The following is a 17,222-nucleotide window of genomic DNA, read 5'->3' as shown; positions in this document are numbered from 1 at the left end:
CTGCGCCGCCAGCCTCATCTGGGTGTGCGCTTGCCGTTTATCGCTATGGCTTTCCCTCTTCAATTCCTGTTAGAAACCGTTTTACCGCAACTTCTCATGGGCAAGGACAAAAAGAAGCACTCGAAAAAGGACCAGACCTCGGAAGATGTTCTGGACGCCGTGGCCCTGTCGCTCAAGAAATTTCGGAAGGTGACCAAGGAAATTTCCAAGCTTAGCACCGGCCAGAAGGTGGTGGGCAGCCTGGCCCTGGCCGCGGCTGGCTTGGTCTACCTGGCTACCCGCGAAACAGACGACGTGCCCAACGAGCACGCCACCCCGGCGCTGCTCAATGACGCGAATGCGCCCGCCGCGCCCAGCCGCCACCACAAAGCCCCGAAGCATCAGCATTTTTCCGAAGAATAGCCGACGGCAAATGTCCGCCTGCTCCCGCGTCACCTTCAACCAACCCGCGCCATGAAAAAGACCAAAGACAAAGCCGCCAAAAACAAGGCCGCCAAGAAGAATACCCTGCTCGGGGGAGCCGCCAAATCCCTCAAGAAGCTGCGCAAAAGCAAGCTCAGCACCACTCAAAAGGTATTGGCCGGCGCAGCGCTCGCTGCCGTGGGCCTGGGCATGCTGGCGAAGCGCAACGGCAAAGCCCACGGCCCCGATGCCGCCGCGGCCGAGGGCAACCTGGCCGCGCTGGACGGCAACGCCTAAAACCCCTGTTCACAGCAAAGCCCCGCTTTCGAAGCTGCATTAGCGTCGGAAGCGGGGCTTTGCTGTAGAAGTCAATTGCTACTCGGCGGCAGGAGCAGCCGGCGGCGTGGCGCTGGCTTTTTTCACGCGCACGGCGTTGGGGCCTTTGGCGCCCATTTCTACTTCAAAACTTACTTTGTCGCCTTCCGAGATGGGGCCGCCGGCCAGGCCGTTGGCGTGCACGAAAATGCTCTCCTGGGTCACCGAATCCTTAATGAAGCCGTAGCCCTTGGAGTCGTTGAAGAACGTCACCGAACCGGTACGGACGGTGTCCTCCGGCTCGCGGTCTTCCTGCTTGGCCACGCTGATGCGGATGTCCTCGTCTTTGATGACACGCTTCTTGGTGGGGTCGGGCGGGGTGGAGGTGATGTTGCCGTTTTCGTCAACGTAGGCAAACATGTCCTCTAAGGCCGCGCCGGATTTGGCGTTGGCCTGGCGCTCGGCTTTGCGCTCTTCCTTTTCGGTTTTCTTTTTCGCGCGCTTCTTTTCGTTGTCCTTCTTACCAAATGTCTCTTGAGACCTACCCATAGTGTTGTGCTGCTAAATCTGTTGTGGCTGGCCCCTCCGGCTGAAGCAGTCGCGGGGGGTGAACAGGTGTGTTGTTACGAAGATACGCAATATATAAAGGCTGTGGGCAGACAGCGCTATTGCGGGGCGGCCCACCGGGTTTTTCGCCAGGTTTCCCGTTGCGCGGGCGTGAGGAAAGTCCAGGCCACGAGGCGGCTTTTCTTTTGGCCCTGAGCCATTTCAATGGTGCGTACTTCAGTTGCTCCGGCCGTTTGGAGGGCGCGGTACACACCGGGCAGGGTTTCTTTTTTGGAGACGAGCGACGTGAACCAATAGGCGGTGCGGGGCCGCCGCCCGCTCTCCTGCACCATGCGCCGGATGAAGCTGGCCTCGCCGCCCTCGCACCACAGCTCGTTGTTCTGCCCGCCGAAATTCAGAACCGGCCGGGGGCCGCGCCCGGTGCCCAGGCCGGTGGTTTTGCGCTGCGAGCCGGCCGCTGCCGCAGCGGCCGAAGCGTGGAAGGGCGGGTTGCACATGGTGAGGTCGAACAACTCGCCGGCTTGGATGAGGCCGTCGAAAATGCGGGTGCGCGCCGGCTGCAGGCGGGCCTCGATGGCCCCGGCCAGGGCGGGGTTGGCGGCCTCAATCTGCTGGGCGGCGCGCACGGCCACGCCGTCGATGTCGGAGCCCACGAAGTGCCAGCCGTATTCGCGCCGGCCGATGATGGGGTAGATGCAGTTGGCCCCCACGCCCACATCGAGCACCGTAATTTCTTCACCGGGCGGCAGTGCGCCGCCGTTGCTTTCGGCCAGCAAATCGGCGAGGTAATGCACATAGTCGGCCCGGCCGGGGATGGGCGGGCAGAGGTAGCCCTTCGGAATATCCCAGTGCTCGATGCCGTAGAAATGCCGCAGCAGGGCGCGGTTCAGGGCTTTCACGGCGGCAGGATTGGCGAAATCAATCGACAGGTTGCCGTGAGGGTTGGGGCGCACAAAGGCCGCCAGCTCCGGACTAACCTTGCTGAGCAGCGGGAAATCGTAGGGCGCGCGGTGCGGGTTGCGCGGGTGCAGCTGGTCTTTTTCGGCGAGGGGAGGCGTAGCGTCAGGCTTCATTAAAAGGGTAATTAAGTCGTTTTGTAGAGGTACCAGCCGTCGCCCAGCGGCCGGAGCACGATGAGGCCATCGGGCTGCATGGCGGGCAGCAGGGCCGCTTCGGGTTGGTAGAGCAAACCCACCGTACTATCAATTTTGCCGCCGATGACGAACTCAAGGCAGCTGCCGCAGGCGGTAGCGCGCCGCGTGACGCGGCCCAGGTAGAGCTGCCGCAGCAAGGCGTGCACGGCGGGGTCGGCGTTGGCGGCCTGCTCGTCGCTGGCTTCGTCGGCATCAATTGTGGTGTCGAAAAACTGCCCGTTCTGCACGCGGCTCAACACTTCCTGAAAAGCGGCCCGGTGCTGGTAAAAGTGGGCGGCAATGTCGGCATCGGCGCTGGTCCAGAGGCGCAGGTTGCCGATGGTGAAGGCGTGGCTGGCGTCGGGGTGCTTGCGGTTATAGTCGGCTACTTCGGCGGCCGGCATGGCGGCCAGCAGCGCTACCATGGGCGGCCCCAGGTGCGTCATGGCCAGGTTGCGGATGGCCCCGAGCTTCCAGCCTTCGGCCTCGCGGCGAAAGTGCAGGTAGAAGTCGCGGCGGCTCGCCGAGTCGCGCAGCTCCACGGCCACCACGGCTGTGGCCGAGTCCTGCCGCACCAGCTGGCAGGCGCGCTGCACGCGGGGCGGAATCTGCTGGCCCAATGTCTGGCGCTTGGCCTGGCCGGCCACCTCGCAGCAGAGGTAGCTTTTCATGGCGGGCCACCCGGCGGGGGCCACAAACTGCTGGGCAATGACGAGCGGTTGAAGGGGCGCGGGGCCGGCCCACGCGGCCACGCCGGACAGCCAGAGGCAGAGTAGCAGGAAAAAGTGCTTCATCCGAAGGCTAACGGCGAACCGGGGAGTGATAATTCCGCCGCCGTGCTAGCGCGGCCGGGCCGGGCCTTTGCGGCCCCCGCCGGATTTGCCCTTGCCGCTGGCGGCCGGGCGCATGCCCAGGTTGCCGCTTTTGGGCCGGGCCGGGCCGCTTGCGCCGCCGCTTTTGGGGCGCGAACCGCCGCCGGGGCTGGCTTTGGCCGGGCGCTTGGTGCCGCCCAGGCCGGGCTTGGTACCGGATGCGCCGGGCTTTTCGGGGCGCGGGCCCCACCAACCGGTGCCCGAGGGGTTGAACATGGACGGCGGGCCCGGCTTGCGGGGGCGCGGGGCGGGGCGTCCTTCGCCCATATGGTCCTTGGGTGCGGCTTTTGCCGTTTTGGGCTGGCTACGGCGGCTGCCGGAAGCTTCTTCGGTGCCGCTCGATTTGGCCACCATTTTCATGATGCCGGCCACTTCCTCGGGCGTCATTTCGCGCCAGTCGCCCACGGGGAGGCCTTTGAGGCTGATGTTCATGATGCGGACGCGCTCGAGCTTCACCACTTCGTAGCCGAAATGCTCCACCATGCGCCGAATCTGGCGGTTCAGGCCCTGCACCAGCGTGATGCGAAAGATGTAGGGCGTTTCCTTCTGGATGACGCACTTTTTGGTGACCGTACCCAGCATGGGGATGCCGTGGGCCATTTCGTCCAGCATGCGGTCGGTGAGGATGCGGTCCACGGTCACCACGTATTCCTTTTCGTGCTGGTTGCCGGCCCGCAGAATCTTGTTCACGATGTCGCCGTCGCTGGTCAGAAAAATCAGGCCCGACGAGTCCTTGTCCAGGCGCCCAATGGGGAACACGCGGGCGGCGTGGTTCACGTAGTCCACGATGTTGCCGCGCACCCCCGGTTCCGAAGTGCTGGTGATGCCCACCGGCTTGTTAAAAGCCAGGTACACGGCGTCTTCGGCCTGTTTGGGCTCCAGCTTGTGGCCGTTCACGGTCACGCGGTCGCGCGGGCCCACCTGGTCGCCAATCTGGGCGGGCTTACCGTTGAGCAGCACGGCGCCCTCGGCAATGTAGCGGTCGGCCTCGCGGCGCGAGCACAGGCCGCTTTCGCTGATGAACTTATTGAGGCGCGTGTACGAGGCAGCAGGCATGGGCAAAAATCAAAAAGAAGAAACGCGGCACCTGAGCGCCCCGACAAAGGTACGCTGCTGAAAAACGGGACCCTGCGCCCGGCAAAAGCGCCGCCCTCCGCGCCAGCCTCCACAACTTCCCGGCAAGCGCCACCGTATCAGCCCCTAAAAATGGCTACATGGCCGTTTTTAATTCTTTAATTTCTGCATTCCATGAATTTCAAATTGCTCGGCCTGATGGCCGCCGCCGCGCTGGCCACCGCTTCCTGCACGCAGGACAAGAAAGTCGAAACCACCACCACGACCACGCCGGAAACCACAACGACGACCACCACGACCACCGTCGACACGATGGCCGCCTACGACGACGCCCGCCGCATGGCCGCCCGCGTGGCCGAAGACCTCAAGCTGACCGACACCACGGTGGTGCGCCGCATTGAGCGGACCTACTACACCCGCGGCCGCAAAATCAACGCGCTGCAAACCCAGTACGCTACCGACACCACCGGCCGCTACGCCGCCATCCGCCAGGCCAACGACGAGGCCGATAACGCCATCCGCACCGACCTGAACAACCCGACCTACTACAACACCTATTCGGCCAACCGCGCCAACTACGGCGAGGGTCCCTACTCGCTGGCCCCCGGCACGGTAACCACCACGACCACCACCGTCCACCGCACCGGCACCGGTAGCGTAGGTCAGGGCTCAGGCGTGAAGAAAATGGAAAACCAGAACGACGGTGACCACAAAGTGAAATACGAAAACGGCGCTAAAATTAAGCGCAGCGACGACGGCTCGGTGAAAATCAAGCGCGCCGACGGCACAAAGATTAAAATCGATGAAAACGGCAAGCGCACCGTGAAAAAAGGCTTGTTCAAATAAGCGTTTTTGTCATTCCGACGCAGGAGGAATCTGGGTAATCCCGTTAGCGTACATTCCTCAGTTTCCTCCTGCGTCGGAATGACAATTCCATAAAAAAGCCCGCTCCAAATCAGGAGCGGGCTTTTTTATGGAATTGTCAATGATGAATAATCTGCCGGACGTGGTGCTCCAGGTGCAGCACGTAGTCGGCAATGAGCCAGTGTAGGGTGACGGGGTTGGCGTTGAGCGAGAGGCACTCGTGGTCGAGCAGAGCTTCGGGCAGGCGGGCCAGCAGGTGCAGTATCTGGTGGTTGAGGCTGGTCCAGAGCGTGAGCAGCTCGGCGGCTGGGCGATGCTGGTAGGCTCCGATGCGAACCCATGCTCCTTGGTCGTAGGGCTCGAGGCGCAGCGGGGGCGGGGCTAGCTGCGCCACTACAAAGCGCCGGTAGTTATTGGTGGCCGAATCGATGAGGTGGCCCAGGATTTCCTTGCGGCTCCAACGGCCGGGGCCGGGTAACTCGACCAGCTCAGCCTCTGAAAACGTGGACCAGTGCTGGCTGAGCAAGGCCAATTGTCGGGTTAGCTCGGACTGGCAGGTAGCCAGGTCCGGGTTGGGGAAATCGGAGAGCAATTCAGGCATAGAATAGCGGATAAAGAACAACGCAAGCCCGAGCTAGGTCACTTAATCAACGATAAAACTCCTCAATGGGATTGCGCCGCTCAGAGGCGTAGCGACCAGCTGGCCCCCGTGAACGGCCCGTAAGCGTAGGGTGCAAACAGGCCCCGGCGGTACCACGGCTTGGGGTGCGGCAGCACCTGGAAGCCGGTGCCGTGGGCGGCCGGGTCGGCGGCCTCGGGCTGCTCGACGCGGGTGCGGCCGTTGCGCACCGCAATTTTGGCGAAGGCATAGCCCAGCGCGATGCCCACCGGGTAGTCGCTGGCCCAGTGCACGCCATTGTTCAGCATCGAATAGCCCAGCAGGCCCATCAGGCCGTAGCCCACGGGCCGGATAAAGTGATACTCGGGGTAGTTTTCGGCGATGACCGTGACCGTGGCCATGGCCGTGGCCAGGTGGCCGGTAGGGAAGGCGTCGTAGTTCGGGACGAAGTTCTGGTAGGTGTTGTACGACGGAAACAAGTGCCACTCGCCCCGGTCCTTGGTGGCCACGTAGGGGCTCTGGCGGCCGGTGAGGCGCTTCATGGTTTGCACCACCAGGCCGGTACTGAAAATGGCCTCGCCCAGCTGGCTGGAGGTGCGCAGGGCGCGGTTGTCCTTCTTGATGCCGCCGTAAATCCAGAAGCTGCTGGCCACGGTGAGGTGCGTCCAGCCATCGCCGAGGAAGTAAAACGTGCTGTTGAGGTTATCGGGCACGTTGAACTCGAAGGGCAGGTTGGCCGAGCCGATGTGAAAAGGGATGTGCACCAGCGTGCGCTGGGTGCTGGCCGCCTTGAGGCCCAGCTGCTTGCCCACGTCCTGGCTCCAGTCGATGATGTACTGGTCGGCCGCCCACAGGGCAACCGAGCCCGCTGCCAGCTCGATGAGCGTTTCCTTGTTTTCCTTGCGGAACGCAAAGCCGGGAAACTGGCCCAAATCGCGCGGAATGTGGTAGGCCCACTCGAAGGGCTTGGGCTTGTCGTAGTGCCAGGTCACGCCCGGGGCCACGGTGTAGTCGGTGATGCGGCCCTTGGCGTCGCGCGGGTGGATGTGCGGCAGCGAGTCCATCGGAAGGGGCGCCAGGCGGGCCGGCTTGGGCTTCGGGGTTGCCACGGCCAGCGTGTCGGCCGGCAGGGTATTGGCAATAAGCGAGTCAGGATTCTCGGCGTGCCGTTCCCGGGCTTGCGTAAGGCCGGTGGAAGTAGCAAGCAAGGGAACAAGAAGCGCAACAAACAGCCGCGAGGTGCGACGGGGATAAAGAGAAATCACGAAAAAAGTATCAGTAATATCAGCGGGCGGAGCCGGTTTTAGCGCCGGCCCGGCGGGTGGTATAGGATGAAAAAACGCGGGCCGGAGCCCAAATAGCAAGCTGCAAAGGTAACACCCGCTTAATGTTGGATGCACCCACGAAGCAAAGGCAACTGCGCAGACGCACAGCGCCGGGAAATGTTGTGCAAGCCGCGTATCTTTCTGCGAAGCTGGCTGCGAAGGCCGGCGGAGCTAATGGCGCTTATTATGCAACCTGCTGTTTTATTGAATGATGCTGCCGAATCCGGCACCGGTGCTGTGAAGCCGGGCAATCAGTTTCAGGCGCAGTTCGATGCGCTGCGGCTGCGCGCACCGGCCCTGCGCAGTGAGGGCGTGGCGGCCCGCCGCACCCGCCTGCAAAAGCTCAGCAACTGGCTACACGCGCACCGCACCAACATTCAGCAGGCCCTCTATACCGATTTCCGCAAGCCCGCGACCGAAACCGATTTAACTGAAATCTGGACTTCATTGGTCGAACTCAAGCACACCAGCAGCCACCTCAAAAAGTGGATGGCCCCGCGCAAAGTGGGCGTGAGCATGGCGCTGCTGGGCACCCGCTCCTGGGTGCAGGTGGAGCCAAAGGGCGTGGTGCTGATTATTGCGCCCTGGAACTACCCGTTTTACCTGGCCGTGGGGCCGCTGATTTCGGCCATCGCGGCGGGCAATGCGGTGGTCATCAAGCCAGCCGAGCAAACTCCGGCCACGTCCGCGCTGCTGCGTCGGCTGTGCGAAGACCTGTTCCGGCCCGACGAAGTGCTGCTGCTGGAAGGCGATAAAGAGGTAGCCACCGAGCTGCTGAAGCTGCCCTGGGACCACATTTTCTTCACCGGTAGCCCGGCAGTGGGCAAGATTGTGATGCGCGCCGCCGCCGAGCACCTCTCGGGCCTCACGCTGGAGCTGGGCGGCAAAAACCCCGCCGTGGTGGACGCCACCGCCGACCTGCGCGACGCAGCCGAGAAAATCGTGTGGGGCAAGTTCCTCAACAACGGCCAGACCTGCGTGGCCCCCGACTACCTGCTGGTGCAGGAAAGCGTGCAGCCCGCGCTGCTCACCGAGCTCACCGCCGCCATTCAGCGAGCCTACAACCCTAGCGGCGCGGGTATTGAGAAGTCGGATTCGCTGGCCCGCATCGTGAACGCGCAGCACTTTGCCCGCCTCGCCGGCCTGCTCGAAGATGCCCAGGCCAAAGGCGCTACTGTGGCCGCCGGCGGCACTGTAGACGAGGCCCAGAACTACATCGAGCCCACTATTCTGACCAACGTGCCGGCCACGGCCCACGTGTTGGAGGAGGAGATTTTCGGCCCGCTGCTGCCCGTACTCACCTTCAAAACGCTGAGCGAAACCACGGAGTATATCAACGCCCGCTTCAAGCCGCTGGCACAGTACGTCTTCACCACCAACGCTGAAAACCGCCGCTACCTGCTCGAAAACGTCTCGGCCGGCGGGGCGGGCGTGAATGAGACGGTGCTGCACTTCGCCCACCCCGAGCTGCCCACGGGCGGCGTGGGCAACTCCGGCCTCGGCAAGGCCCATGGCCATGCGGGGTTTTTGGCGTTCAGCAACGAGAAAGGCGTCCTGCGGCAGCGCGTGGGCTTCACCGGCATCAAGGCCATGTACCCGCCCTACACCGGCCGCGTACAGACGCTGGTAGCGCTGCTAGTGAAGTACTTGTAGGGGGATTGTGCTGCAAAAGACGCTTAGCGGCTGCAGGTTACTTTTTTGCTGGTTCGGGATGAATGAGCATGACAACTTCCCGATTGTTGCATGTTGGCTGGTTGGTTGGCGCCGGCCTTCTTTTGACCGCTTGCGACGAGGGGCTGGAGGTGCGCTTTGCCCAACCGTTTCCGTCCCAGGTAGCCGATATGGCGGTTTTTCCGGCCCGGCACCGTGCCGTATATACAGCCCGGGATTCGACTAAGTCGCTGTGCATTGGCCGCGCGGCAGTTTGGCGACAGGAGCTGGAAACCCAACTGCTCAGTCGGCAGCAACTTAAATTGACGAATCACCAACTCCGGGCAGATTCTACTTATGAGCAGGATGGGCGCTTGCACTCTCTGCACCTGGTCGGCCGTGATTCGGTGCGTGACAGCTGGCTCCGGACCGATACCATTTTCACGCTTGCCGGCCCGCAGGCAGGCAAGCTGCGCCGTTTTCAGGGCCGCTACTACTTGAATATCCCCACCGACTCCGAAGACAAATGGAGGGTAGAACGCCTGGAAATTGACGGCTGGCGGGTCAGCTGGCAAACTTTTAGCAGAGACACTTTGCGCCTGCTGGCTCTGGAACCAGCTGCCGTGCGTTATCATCGGCAAAACGGTGCGCTGACTTCCTTTCAGCTCACACCCACGCCGGGCGCACAAACCCGCCGCGTGGGGCGCTACGCCGGGCTGTGGGAAACGGTGGAAAAGTATCAGCGACGGCGATGATGGAAGGGCGAGCTTTGCCGCCAGCAGGGCAACTGTGTAGCGGCTACTTCTGCCGCTGCTGCATCTCGGCAGCCATTTTGCGCTGGTTGGCGATGAACTGCTTGAACTTGACGGGACCGAGGGTTTGCTGCAACTCGCGTTGGGAGGCGGCGTTGATGCGCTTTTGCTCGGCCAGCAATTGGGGCGACTTGGGCGGGAATTTCTCTTTGGCGGCGTTGGCCTGGGTCACGGTATTGCTGAGGATGCTGCGCACCCGGCCGGTTTGCTCGGGGGTGAGCTGGAGGTCGGTGGCCATCACATCGGCGAGGTCGCGGGCGGCGGCCGGTGGCGTGGGCGAGTCGGCGGTACGCACGGTTTCGACCACGGGCGCGGCCTTCTCGCGGCGATGGAAAACGGAGCAGCTGGCGGCGGTCAGGCTCAATGACAGCACCACGGCAAAACGAACTGGACGCATAAGAAGCGGGAATAGCAATATTCCAACCAGTACGGAAGAAAGGGCCGCAAGGTCCATTCAGCCGCAAAAAACTCAGCGCCGGAACACCGTCAGAATCGTCATGCCATCCACCCGAATGTCGTGCACCGGTGTGCCAAACGGCGGCTCATACGGCGCAGGGTGCCAGCGGTAAATGCCCAGGAAATACCGGGCCTGCGCGTGGGGCACGAAGCGCAGCCGAGCGCGCTGCGCAGCGGGCAGCAGCAGGGCGTTGTTGTGCAGGGTGATTTTCTGGGGCAGCGTGTCGCTGATGGCTACCGTGGCGCTGGGGTCGTGGGCCAGCACCCAGGCCAGCCCGTCGCGGCCCGATACGCCCCAGTAGTCGCGCTCGAACAGGCGCTGCGCTACCGGCCCGGGCAGGAAGCTGAAGTAGCCGTACTGGTACGGATGGTCGTGCACCTGCCGGAAAGCCGTATGCGTCACCCCCAAAGCCAGCAGCCCACCTGCCAGCCACCCCACGCGCTGGCCCGCCGATGCCGGAGGAGCAGCTTGCCAGGCCCACACCCCCGTCCGTAGCCCGCGCAACGCCAGCAGCACGAAAGCCGGGTAGATGAAATACACGTGCCGCCAGCCATCGTAAACGACTGACTGGATGGCTACTATTACCACCATTGGCCCCAGTAGCCAAGCCCCGAAGAGCAGGTCCTGGCGGTTGGTGGTGTGGCGCAGCCAGGCCGTGGGCCGGGCCAGCAGCCCGCGCAGCACTGCCCAGGCCCCGCCCACGGCCAGCGCCGTGTAGGCCACCGGCGTGGTCACCAGCAGCCATACCGATAGGTAGTGCCACGGCAGCCGCTGGCAGGATATCAGCTCGCCCAAGTAAAACACCTTCATCGTCTGCCGGTAGCGCCGGAAACTGCCGAAACACGCCCAGAACCGGGCCACCGGCGCTTCCCACAAAAACGGCCAGAACAGCACCACCAGCGGAGCCAGCGCCCCCAGGTACCACCCCAGCGCCCGCGTGAGCGCCACCCGCCGCGCCGGTCGCGCCCACATCTCCAGCGCCCCGAAGGCCACGGTGAGGCCCGGCAGCAGAATGCCCATGGTGCGGACATCGGTGGCCAGGGCGCAGACCAGTGCGTGCAGCAGCGCGCCGCGCACCGTAGGCCGGTGCAGCAGGCGCGTGAGCGTGAGCACGGCCAGCGCAAACAGGCTCAGGAACACGATGTCCTTGTAGTTGTAAAACGCCTCGGCGAAGATGCGCGGCGAGAGCACCAGCAGCGCCGCGCCCACCAGCCCCCAGCGCCAGCTGGCAAACCGCGCCCGCCCCAGCCGGTACACGGCCCACACGCCGGCCACGAATACGCCGAAGGTGAGCAGGTGCCGCATCCAGCCGGCTCCGCGCGGGTCGTGGCGAAAAAAAGCGATTTCGAGCCCCGCCAGCAACATCTGGAAGACCGGGCCATGGTCGGCATCGCCGTGGGTGGCCAGCTCGTGGATGCCGGCGAAGTGGCCGGCGGCCAGCACCTGCGGGGCCAGCAGCTGGGCCACGTAGCGCAGGCTCATGTAGCCCACCATGCGGTCGGCGCGCTCGTCCCAGCCCATGCCGTAGTCGCGCACCAGCAGCGGGCCGAGCAGCAGTAGAATCCCGAAAAACAGGCCTACCGCAACCCGCCGTTTTGTATCGTCAATCTTCCCCATGAAGTGCCTGAAATCGACCCCAAAGGTAGCCCCCGGCAGGGCGCATCAGGCCACGGCGGCTGCCTGCTTCTCCACGGTCCGGCTGGCTTTCAGGCCTTGGGCCGTGAAATGGGCCAACGCCATGATGGTGAGCATGGGATTCACGCCGCTGCACGCGGGGAAGGCCGAGGCATCGGCCACGAAGAGGTTTTCGACCTCCACGGTTTCGCCGTTGAGCTTGAGCGGGTGGGTGGCCGCGTCGCCGCCCATGCGGCAGGTGCTCATCTGGTGGGCGCTGTAGAGGCCGAACTGGTTGGGCTTCCAGCTCAGGTGCGGCAGCTTGTCGAGCACTTCGGGGTTCTGGAGCACGCCGTTTTTGGCGTGCAGCGTGGGCAGCGTGCCGTGGGGCAGATACACTTTTTCGGCCCCGGCCGCGATGTGGATTTGAGCGGCGGCGCGCACGCCTTCCAGCATGTTGGCGCGGTCGAAATCTGAGAGGGTATAGTCAATCAGCGGCGCGCCGTTTTTGTCGATGGTGACGCGGCCGCCGTCGCGGTCGCGGGTGAGGACGATGAACGAACCGAGATGGTCGGCATCGCGCAGCAGCTCGTGGTGCTGCCGGCCCGAGAGCCAGGGCAGCACCATGCTCAGCAGGCCGGGGTGGGTGGGCGGCGTCTCCAGCTTCGCGCCGAAGTTGGTGCCGTGCAGCATGGTGTAGGTATCGTTAACCACGCTCATGCTGGGGCCGTGCCAGGAATTCATGGCGTGGGGGTAGCGCGCGCCCACCACCACCGTGGGGTGCAGGTGCAGGTGGCGGCCCAGGTGCGGGTGCTTCAGGCCGGAGCGCAGCAGCAGCGCGGGCGTCTGAATGGCGCCGCCGGCCACCACCACACGCTTGGCCCGCACCGTGATTTGCACCTGGCGGCCATCGGCGGTGGTGTGCACGGCTGCTGCGCCGGTGGCGCGCCCCTGGCTGATGGTCACGCGGTCGACTTTGGTATCGGCCAGAATGCGGGCGCCGTGCTCAAAAGCCGTGAGCAAATACGTGTTCAGCGTGCCCTGCTTGATGCCATGGGCGTCGCCGAGCGTGGTGTAGCCGAGGCTGCGAAAGTGGCTGTCCGAATCCGTCAGGCCCTTTTCGTTGCGCGGAATCAGCTTTACTTCCTGGCCCAGCCGGGTCGAGCCGTCCCACAGGGCTTGGTTCTGGCCGTTGTGGCGGGTGTAGTTGGTGTTCACGGCTATGGTGCGGGCCACGGCGTTGAGGCTTACCTTGAATTCGAGGGTGGTGAAATGGGGCGCGTTGTGCTCGCGGGCCCATTCCTGCAGCACGTAATCAGGAGTGCGGAAGGCGCCGGCCCAGTTCACGGTGGTGCCGCCGCCCAGGCAGGAACCGGCGAGGATGCCAATGCTGCCATCCTGGGTGCAGAGGGTGCCTTTGGCGTCGTAGAGCTTGCCCAACATGTCTACTTCGCGCTGGGTAAAGTCGCAGCCGTGACAGTAGGGGCCTTTTTCGATGACCAGCACATTGTGGCCGGCTTCGGCCAGCTCGCCGGCCACCACGCCGCCGCCCGCGCCACTGCCGATTACCAGCACATCGCACTCGTAAACAGTGTCTTCGGTGGGGTGTAGGGTGTGGATGGGCTTGGGCGAGTCCACCGGCCGCTCGTCGGGGCCGGGGTAGCCGAGGTGGCCCCATGCGGCCGGTACTTCGCTCATGCTGCCGCCGTAATACAGCAGTGTGCACAGTTTGCGCAGCGCGTTGAAGCCCTTGCGCAGCTGCGGCACGTTGCTGCTGGCCCAGCTTTGTAGCAGCTGCTCGCGCTGGGCGGCATCCAGCTTTCGGAAAGGCTTTAGCGGGCCGAACCAGGTGAGGCCCAACAGCGGCTTCTCCAGCAGTTCCAGCAGTTGGCTGAACTCGGTCTGCGCGCCCTCCGGCTGTTCGCGGATAGCCGCTTCCAGCTTCTCCAGGTTGAGGCCGGTGGAGCCGGCGGGGCTGCCATCGGGCAGGGCGGGGATGAAAGTGTCGGCCAGGGCTAAGAGGACAGCGGAGCGGGCGGGCGTAAGCGAGAACATGCGGCGGGAATTTGGGTGGTAAAAGGTAAGGAAATTTCCGCAAAGTGTTAGGCGTGCCGAGTAGTTTGTTGGAACGGGAAGCATGCTTAGGTGAGGAAAAAAGACCGTCATGCAGAGCGCAGCGAAGCATCTTTACCGCCCAACGCACTCCAATCAAAAGAAGTAGTGTTGGCGGGCAAGATGCTTCGCTGCGCTCTGCATGACGTGCAAACTGCCGACATTTGCCTTCCCCAACCGCCACCGCTCCCCATGCCCAAGCTCATCCAAACGCCGGAAACCACGCATCGCATCTACTTTCAGGACTGCGACATGCTGGGTCACCTCAACAACGCCCGCTACCTCGACTATTTCCTTAATGCCCGCGAAGACCACACCACCGCGCATTATTCGTTGAACATGGGCCAGCTGGCCCGCGAACAAAACGCCGCCTGGGTCATCACCAAGCACCACATCAGCTACCTCAAGCCGGCCAAACAAAGCACGCAGGTGCGCATCCTGAGCCAGCTCATCCACTTCGATAACTCCAACCTGGTGCTCGAAATGCAGATGCGCAACGAGGACGGCACCCGCCTGCTGGCCCTGCTGTGGTCGGAAATGGCCTACGTGACCATGCCCGCCGGAACCCGCACCGACCACGCCAACGCCATGATGGACCTGCTCGACGACCTCGACGTGGAAGACGTGAGCTACGACCCCGACGGCTTCGATGAGCGCGTGAAAGAAGTGCGCCAGCAATTGAAAAAGCAGCGGCGCAACGCCGGAAGCGACGAGTAGGGGCAGCCTTTTAGCCCACCCAACGCGCTAAAACCCCACCTGGTACTGCAGCACGTATTCGCCGCGGTGGTCCGTCACGGTGATGGCACCGGAAGGCTGGGCGGTGAAAATGGGGCGGCGCTGGTAGTTGGCCGAGAGCTTGCTGGTGTTGCCATGCACCAGCCAGTTCACGCCCACGTTCAACAGGCCCATGGGGTCGGCGAGGCGCTCGAAGCGGGCGTATTCGTAGGCGGCGTAAGGCTGCAGGGTGCCCACCGGGCCCAATAGGTTTTGCTTGAAAAGGTAGCCGGCCTGCGCGTACAGAATATTGCCCGTACCCAGCATGGCGTAGTTGTTGCCGGGTCCGTTGAAGGAGCCTACGCCGGCCCGCACGCCATTGGCCGGGTTCATCGGGCCGGAGTTTTTGAGGTAGCCGGGGCCGAAATCGTAGTGATAATAGCCGCCGTAGGCCGTGATGGCCGTGCCGCGTTCACTGTTCACGGGCGCGTCGTAGAATAGGTCGACGGCCCAGAGCTTGATGTCGGTGTTGATGGTATCGCCGGCCGCGCCGGTGTGCCACACGCCTTTGCTCTGATATAAAAAACCCGTTCCCAGGCTCAAAACGCGCTTTTTGCCCAGGTAGGAGCCCACGTTGCCGGGGGCGGCGTTGCCCTCCTGGTCCCAGAACTGGTACATCACGTAGCCGTGGTATTCGGAGCGTGGGTAGCGCATCGAGTACGTGGAATGGTGCGAAATAGGGTCGGGCACCGACGACGCGGTTTGCGTTACGAAGGGCTTGCCGATGGCCAGTCGGTAGTCCAGCTGGCCCAGTTTGCCCTTGGCATACACGCCCAGCTTGCGCACCTGCTGGTCGTTTACATCGTTGGTGGGCTCCTGAAACAGCGGCAAATCCATGCCCAGTGTCGAAAAAACGGCCGCGTTGGAAAAGCGCGAAGGCCCATTCCAGCCGTTGAGGCCGGCCCCGAGGCTGAGGCGTTTCTTAAATACCGCGTATTCGGCCGTGACGTCGTGAAAAAACGCGCCCGTTTTGCGCGGCGACAGGTACGAAAAGCTGTTCTGCCCAAACTGCACAAACACGAACACGCGCGGCGTAATCTGCCCGCTCATTACGAAGCGCACGCGGCGCAGGCCCACGTCGCCGGTCGAGGGCGTCAGCTCGCCGTTGACGGTGGTGCCGGGGTTGCTTTCGTTGAAGCGCAGCCAGGTCTGGGCCAGGAAATTCAGCTTCAGGTAGGTGGTGCTGTCCTTGGTGAGGTAGGTTTTCAGGCCGTCTTTTAGCGAGGCGGGCGGGGCCGATGGGTCGGGACCGATTTGGGCAAATGAGGCTTCGGCCCCCAGCAGCAGGCCCGCCAGCAAGCCAGCCGTTTTGATGATTGAGAGGCGAATTTTAAAATTAGAAAACGAAAACATTAAGCAGTTTTTAGGGGCGCAAAGTCAGTGGGCCGGCCGTGCAAGAAGTCTGGGTTGCTCAGCGGAACTGTTCTTGTCACCGGTTTGCTGGAGCCTAACCTAGTGGCTCAGCGAATGAATGGCGAAGTAGAAGCCCGCGCTCAGCACGGCCGCCACCGGCAGCGTGAGCAGCCACGACAAGCCGATTTTGGCGATTTCCTTGGAGTTGGCCGTGCCGTTCACCAGCCCGATGCCGTAGATGCTGCCCACCGAAACATGGGTGGTGGATACCGGCAGGCCCAGCTTGCTGGCGAAAATGACGAGCAGGCTGGTCACCATATTGGCCGTGAAACCCTGGCCGTGGTTGAGCCTGGAAATCTTCTTGCTCATGGTGTCGGCCACCTTTTTGGCATTGAGCCAGCCGCCGATGGCCATGGCCACGGCCAGAATCACCACGTTGACGGGCATGGCGAAGAACTTGCACACCAGCAGCAGGCCCAGCAGCTTGGGCGTGTCGTTGAGGCCGCGCGCGAAGCTCATGGAAGCGGCGCTCAGGTAGTGCAGGTTGTTGATGAGCGGCTGAAAATTGAGGCCGATGAAGGTGCCCTGGTACAGGTTCTGGCATTCGGCCGTGGTGCCTGCATTGGCCTGAATGGTGGGCAGCGCGGTGAAGGCGCTGGTGGGCGCGGCCGTCACCGGCACCCAGACGTCGCCCACGCACACGCAGGATTCTTCGGTGATGCCCGCGGCTTTTCGGCCCTTACGGAATAGCACGTACACCAGACTGCCCACGCCCACGGCCAGAATCGGCCCGAGAATGAGCGGCAGGAAGAAGGTGGTGCCGAGCTTGGCAAAGTTCACGGCCGTGCCCACCGCTACCAGGCCGGCTCCCACCAGCGCACCCACCAGCCCGTGCGTGGTCGAAATGGGAAAGCCCAGCCGGGTGGCCAGCAGCACCGTGACGCCGGCGGCCAGCGCTACGGCCAGAATAAAATCGACGGATTGAATGATGTCATCGGGCACCAGGCCCTTGCCGGAGAAGTTTTTAATCAGCTCTTCGGCAAAGAAATAGGAACAGATGGAACCCGCAAACGTGGCCACCGTGGCCAGAATCAGGGCCGGGCGGTAGGCCAGTGTGCCGCTGCCCCAGAGCGTGGCCACTCCCTTAAAGTTGTCGTTGGCCCCGTTGGAATACGTGAGCAACAGCACGGCCAAAAAGAGGAGAATTAGCAGCATAGAGCCAGCATTAAGGGTTTGCAAAAAGCCTCACGTTGACCAACAACGTGGGGCCTTGAAGCAC

General features: G+C 63.2%; 17 protein-coding genes. 6 read left to right on the top strand and 11 right to left on the bottom strand.

The genetic code is table 11. The features are described from left to right. The first annotated feature begins 45 nt into the window (after positions 1–45). Entirely contained in the window at positions 46–402 is a 357-nt protein-coding gene (locus tag ACYU7Q_RS09920; RefSeq protein ID WP_460609297.1) for a hypothetical protein, read from the top strand. Positions 403–453: 51 nt separating this feature from the next. Further along, complete coding sequence (locus ACYU7Q_RS09915; RefSeq protein ID WP_460609296.1) at positions 454–699, top strand: hypothetical protein; 246 nt, start codon at positions 454–456, stop codon at positions 697–699. Between the two features lie 78 nt (positions 700–777). Here the strand turns inward: ACYU7Q_RS09915 and ACYU7Q_RS09910 are convergent, their stop codons facing one another. The 4 genes from ACYU7Q_RS09910 to rluF all read right to left on the bottom strand — a co-directional run bounded on the left by ACYU7Q_RS09910 (position 778) and on the right by rluF (position 4,345). Continuing rightward, positions 778–1,266, bottom strand: a complete 489-nt coding sequence (locus tag ACYU7Q_RS09910; protein ID WP_460609295.1) for a cold-shock protein — start codon at positions 1,264–1,266, stop codon at positions 778–780. A gap of 116 nt (positions 1,267–1,382) precedes the next feature. Beyond that, entirely contained in the window at positions 1,383–2,357 is a 975-nt protein-coding gene (rlmF, locus tag ACYU7Q_RS09905; protein ID WP_460609294.1) for a 23S rRNA (adenine(1618)-N(6))-methyltransferase, read from the bottom strand. Between the two features lie 11 nt (positions 2,358–2,368). Further along, a complete protein-coding gene (locus ACYU7Q_RS09900) occupies positions 2,369–3,211 on the bottom strand; it encodes a hypothetical protein (protein ID WP_460609293.1) in 843 nt (280 codons plus the stop codon). Between the two features lie 45 nt (positions 3,212–3,256). Beyond that, positions 3,257–4,345 (bottom strand): pseudouridine synthase, encoded by a 1,089-nt coding sequence (gene rluF / locus ACYU7Q_RS09895; protein WP_460609292.1) that lies wholly within the window; start codon positions 4,343–4,345, stop codon positions 3,257–3,259. A gap of 192 nt (positions 4,346–4,537) precedes the next feature. On the opposite strand from rluF, the gene ACYU7Q_RS09890 reads away from it, so the two are divergent. Next, complete coding sequence (locus tag ACYU7Q_RS09890; RefSeq protein ID WP_460609291.1) at positions 4,538–5,209, top strand: hypothetical protein; 672 nt, start codon at positions 4,538–4,540, stop codon at positions 5,207–5,209. A gap of 136 nt (positions 5,210–5,345) precedes the next feature. Here the strand turns inward: ACYU7Q_RS09890 and ACYU7Q_RS09885 are convergent, their stop codons facing one another. Further along, positions 5,346–5,828, bottom strand: coding sequence for a DinB family protein (locus ACYU7Q_RS09885; protein ID WP_460609290.1), 483 nt, complete (start codon positions 5,826–5,828; stop codon positions 5,346–5,348). Between the two features lie 80 nt (positions 5,829–5,908). Beyond that, positions 5,909–7,054, bottom strand: coding sequence for a phosphatase PAP2 family protein (locus tag ACYU7Q_RS09880; RefSeq protein ID WP_460609289.1), 1,146 nt, complete (start codon positions 7,052–7,054; stop codon positions 5,909–5,911). Between the two features lie 303 nt (positions 7,055–7,357). Here ACYU7Q_RS09880 and ACYU7Q_RS09875 point away from each other — a divergent pair, with 303 nt between their 5' ends. Both ACYU7Q_RS09875 and ACYU7Q_RS09870 read left to right on the top strand, forming a co-directional pair. Then, positions 7,358–8,824 carry an aldehyde dehydrogenase family protein gene (locus ACYU7Q_RS09875; protein ID WP_460609288.1) on the top strand — a complete coding sequence of 489 codons (1,467 nt, stop codon included), beginning with the start codon at positions 7,358–7,360 and terminating at the stop codon, positions 8,822–8,824. Between the two features lie 62 nt (positions 8,825–8,886). Next, the gene (locus ACYU7Q_RS09870) at positions 8,887–9,576 is read left to right on the top strand and encodes a hypothetical protein (RefSeq protein WP_460609287.1); all 690 of its coding nucleotides are present in this window, start codon (positions 8,887–8,889) and stop codon (positions 9,574–9,576) included. Positions 9,577–9,619: 43 nt separating this feature from the next. On the opposite strand, the gene ACYU7Q_RS09865 is transcribed toward ACYU7Q_RS09870, so the two are convergent. The 3 genes from ACYU7Q_RS09865 to ACYU7Q_RS09855 all read right to left on the bottom strand — a co-directional run bounded on the left by ACYU7Q_RS09865 (position 9,620) and on the right by ACYU7Q_RS09855 (position 13,759). Next, positions 9,620–10,030: a hypothetical protein gene (locus ACYU7Q_RS09865; RefSeq protein ID WP_460609286.1), complete on the bottom strand. Its 411-nt coding sequence runs from the start codon at positions 10,028–10,030 to the stop codon at positions 9,620–9,622. A 72-nt stretch (positions 10,031–10,102) separates the two neighbouring features. Beyond that, the gene (locus ACYU7Q_RS09860; protein ID WP_460609285.1) at positions 10,103–11,707 is read right to left on the bottom strand and encodes an ArnT family glycosyltransferase; all 1,605 of its coding nucleotides are present in this window, start codon (positions 11,705–11,707) and stop codon (positions 10,103–10,105) included. A gap of 45 nt (positions 11,708–11,752) precedes the next feature. After that, entirely contained in the window at positions 11,753–13,759 is a 2,007-nt protein-coding gene (locus ACYU7Q_RS09855) for an FAD-dependent oxidoreductase (RefSeq protein WP_460609284.1), read from the bottom strand. 249 nt (positions 13,760–14,008) lie between these two features. Between ACYU7Q_RS09855 and ACYU7Q_RS09850 the strand changes: the two genes are divergently transcribed. Next, complete coding sequence (locus tag ACYU7Q_RS09850; protein WP_460609283.1) at positions 14,009–14,533, top strand: acyl-CoA thioesterase; 525 nt, start codon at positions 14,009–14,011, stop codon at positions 14,531–14,533. Positions 14,534–14,560: 27 nt separating this feature from the next. Here ACYU7Q_RS09850 and ACYU7Q_RS09845 read toward each other — a convergent pair whose 3' ends face one another. Next, positions 14,561–15,943 carry a hypothetical protein gene (locus ACYU7Q_RS09845; protein ID WP_460609282.1) on the bottom strand — a complete coding sequence of 461 codons (1,383 nt, stop codon included), beginning with the start codon at positions 15,941–15,943 and terminating at the stop codon, positions 14,561–14,563. A gap of 99 nt (positions 15,944–16,042) precedes the next feature. Next, positions 16,043–17,158 (bottom strand): inorganic phosphate transporter, encoded by a 1,116-nt coding sequence (locus tag ACYU7Q_RS09840; RefSeq protein WP_460609281.1) that lies wholly within the window; start codon positions 17,156–17,158, stop codon positions 16,043–16,045. Positions 17,159–17,222: the final 64 nt, after the last annotated feature.

Source organism: Hymenobacter terrigena (assembly GCF_054776515.1).
The sequence above is the reverse complement of the archived record's forward strand: the minus strand, read 5'-3'. Positions and strand labels throughout refer to the sequence as shown.

Coding starts and splice junctions, on each gene's coding strand:
- ACYU7Q_RS09920 (WP_460609297.1), top strand. CDS start 46: ATGGCTTTCCCTCTTCAATTCCTGTTAGAAACCGTTTTACCGCAACTT.
- ACYU7Q_RS09915 (WP_460609296.1), top strand. CDS start 454: ATGAAAAAGACCAAAGACAAAGCCGCCAAAAACAAGGCCGCCAAGAAG.
- ACYU7Q_RS09910 (WP_460609295.1), bottom strand. CDS start 1,266: ATGGGTAGGTCTCAAGAGACATTTGGTAAGAAGGACAACGAAAAGAAG.
- rlmF (WP_460609294.1), bottom strand. CDS start 2,357: ATGAAGCCTGACGCTACGCCTCCCCTCGCCGAAAAAGACCAGCTGCAC.
- ACYU7Q_RS09900 (WP_460609293.1), bottom strand. CDS start 3,211: ATGAAGCACTTTTTCCTGCTACTCTGCCTCTGGCTGTCCGGCGTGGCC.
- rluF (WP_460609292.1), bottom strand. CDS start 4,345: ATGCCTGCTGCCTCGTACACGCGCCTCAATAAGTTCATCAGCGAAAGC.
- ACYU7Q_RS09890 (WP_460609291.1), top strand. CDS start 4,538: ATGAATTTCAAATTGCTCGGCCTGATGGCCGCCGCCGCGCTGGCCACC.
- ACYU7Q_RS09885 (WP_460609290.1), bottom strand. CDS start 5,828: ATGCCTGAATTGCTCTCCGATTTCCCCAACCCGGACCTGGCTACCTGC.
- ACYU7Q_RS09875 (WP_460609288.1), top strand. CDS start 7,358: ATGCAACCTGCTGTTTTATTGAATGATGCTGCCGAATCCGGCACCGGT.
- ACYU7Q_RS09870 (WP_460609287.1), top strand. CDS start 8,887: ATGAGCATGACAACTTCCCGATTGTTGCATGTTGGCTGGTTGGTTGGC.
- ACYU7Q_RS09865 (WP_460609286.1), bottom strand. CDS start 10,030: ATGCGTCCAGTTCGTTTTGCCGTGGTGCTGTCATTGAGCCTGACCGCC.
- ACYU7Q_RS09860 (WP_460609285.1), bottom strand. CDS start 11,707: ATGGGGAAGATTGACGATACAAAACGGCGGGTTGCGGTAGGCCTGTTT.
- ACYU7Q_RS09855 (WP_460609284.1), bottom strand. CDS start 13,759: ATGTTCTCGCTTACGCCCGCCCGCTCCGCTGTCCTCTTAGCCCTGGCC.
- ACYU7Q_RS09850 (WP_460609283.1), top strand. CDS start 14,009: ATGCCCAAGCTCATCCAAACGCCGGAAACCACGCATCGCATCTACTTT.
- ACYU7Q_RS09845 (WP_460609282.1), bottom strand. CDS start 15,943: ATGTTTTCGTTTTCTAATTTTAAAATTCGCCTCTCAATCATCAAAACG.
- ACYU7Q_RS09840 (WP_460609281.1), bottom strand. CDS start 17,158: ATGCTGCTAATTCTCCTCTTTTTGGCCGTGCTGTTGCTCACGTATTCC.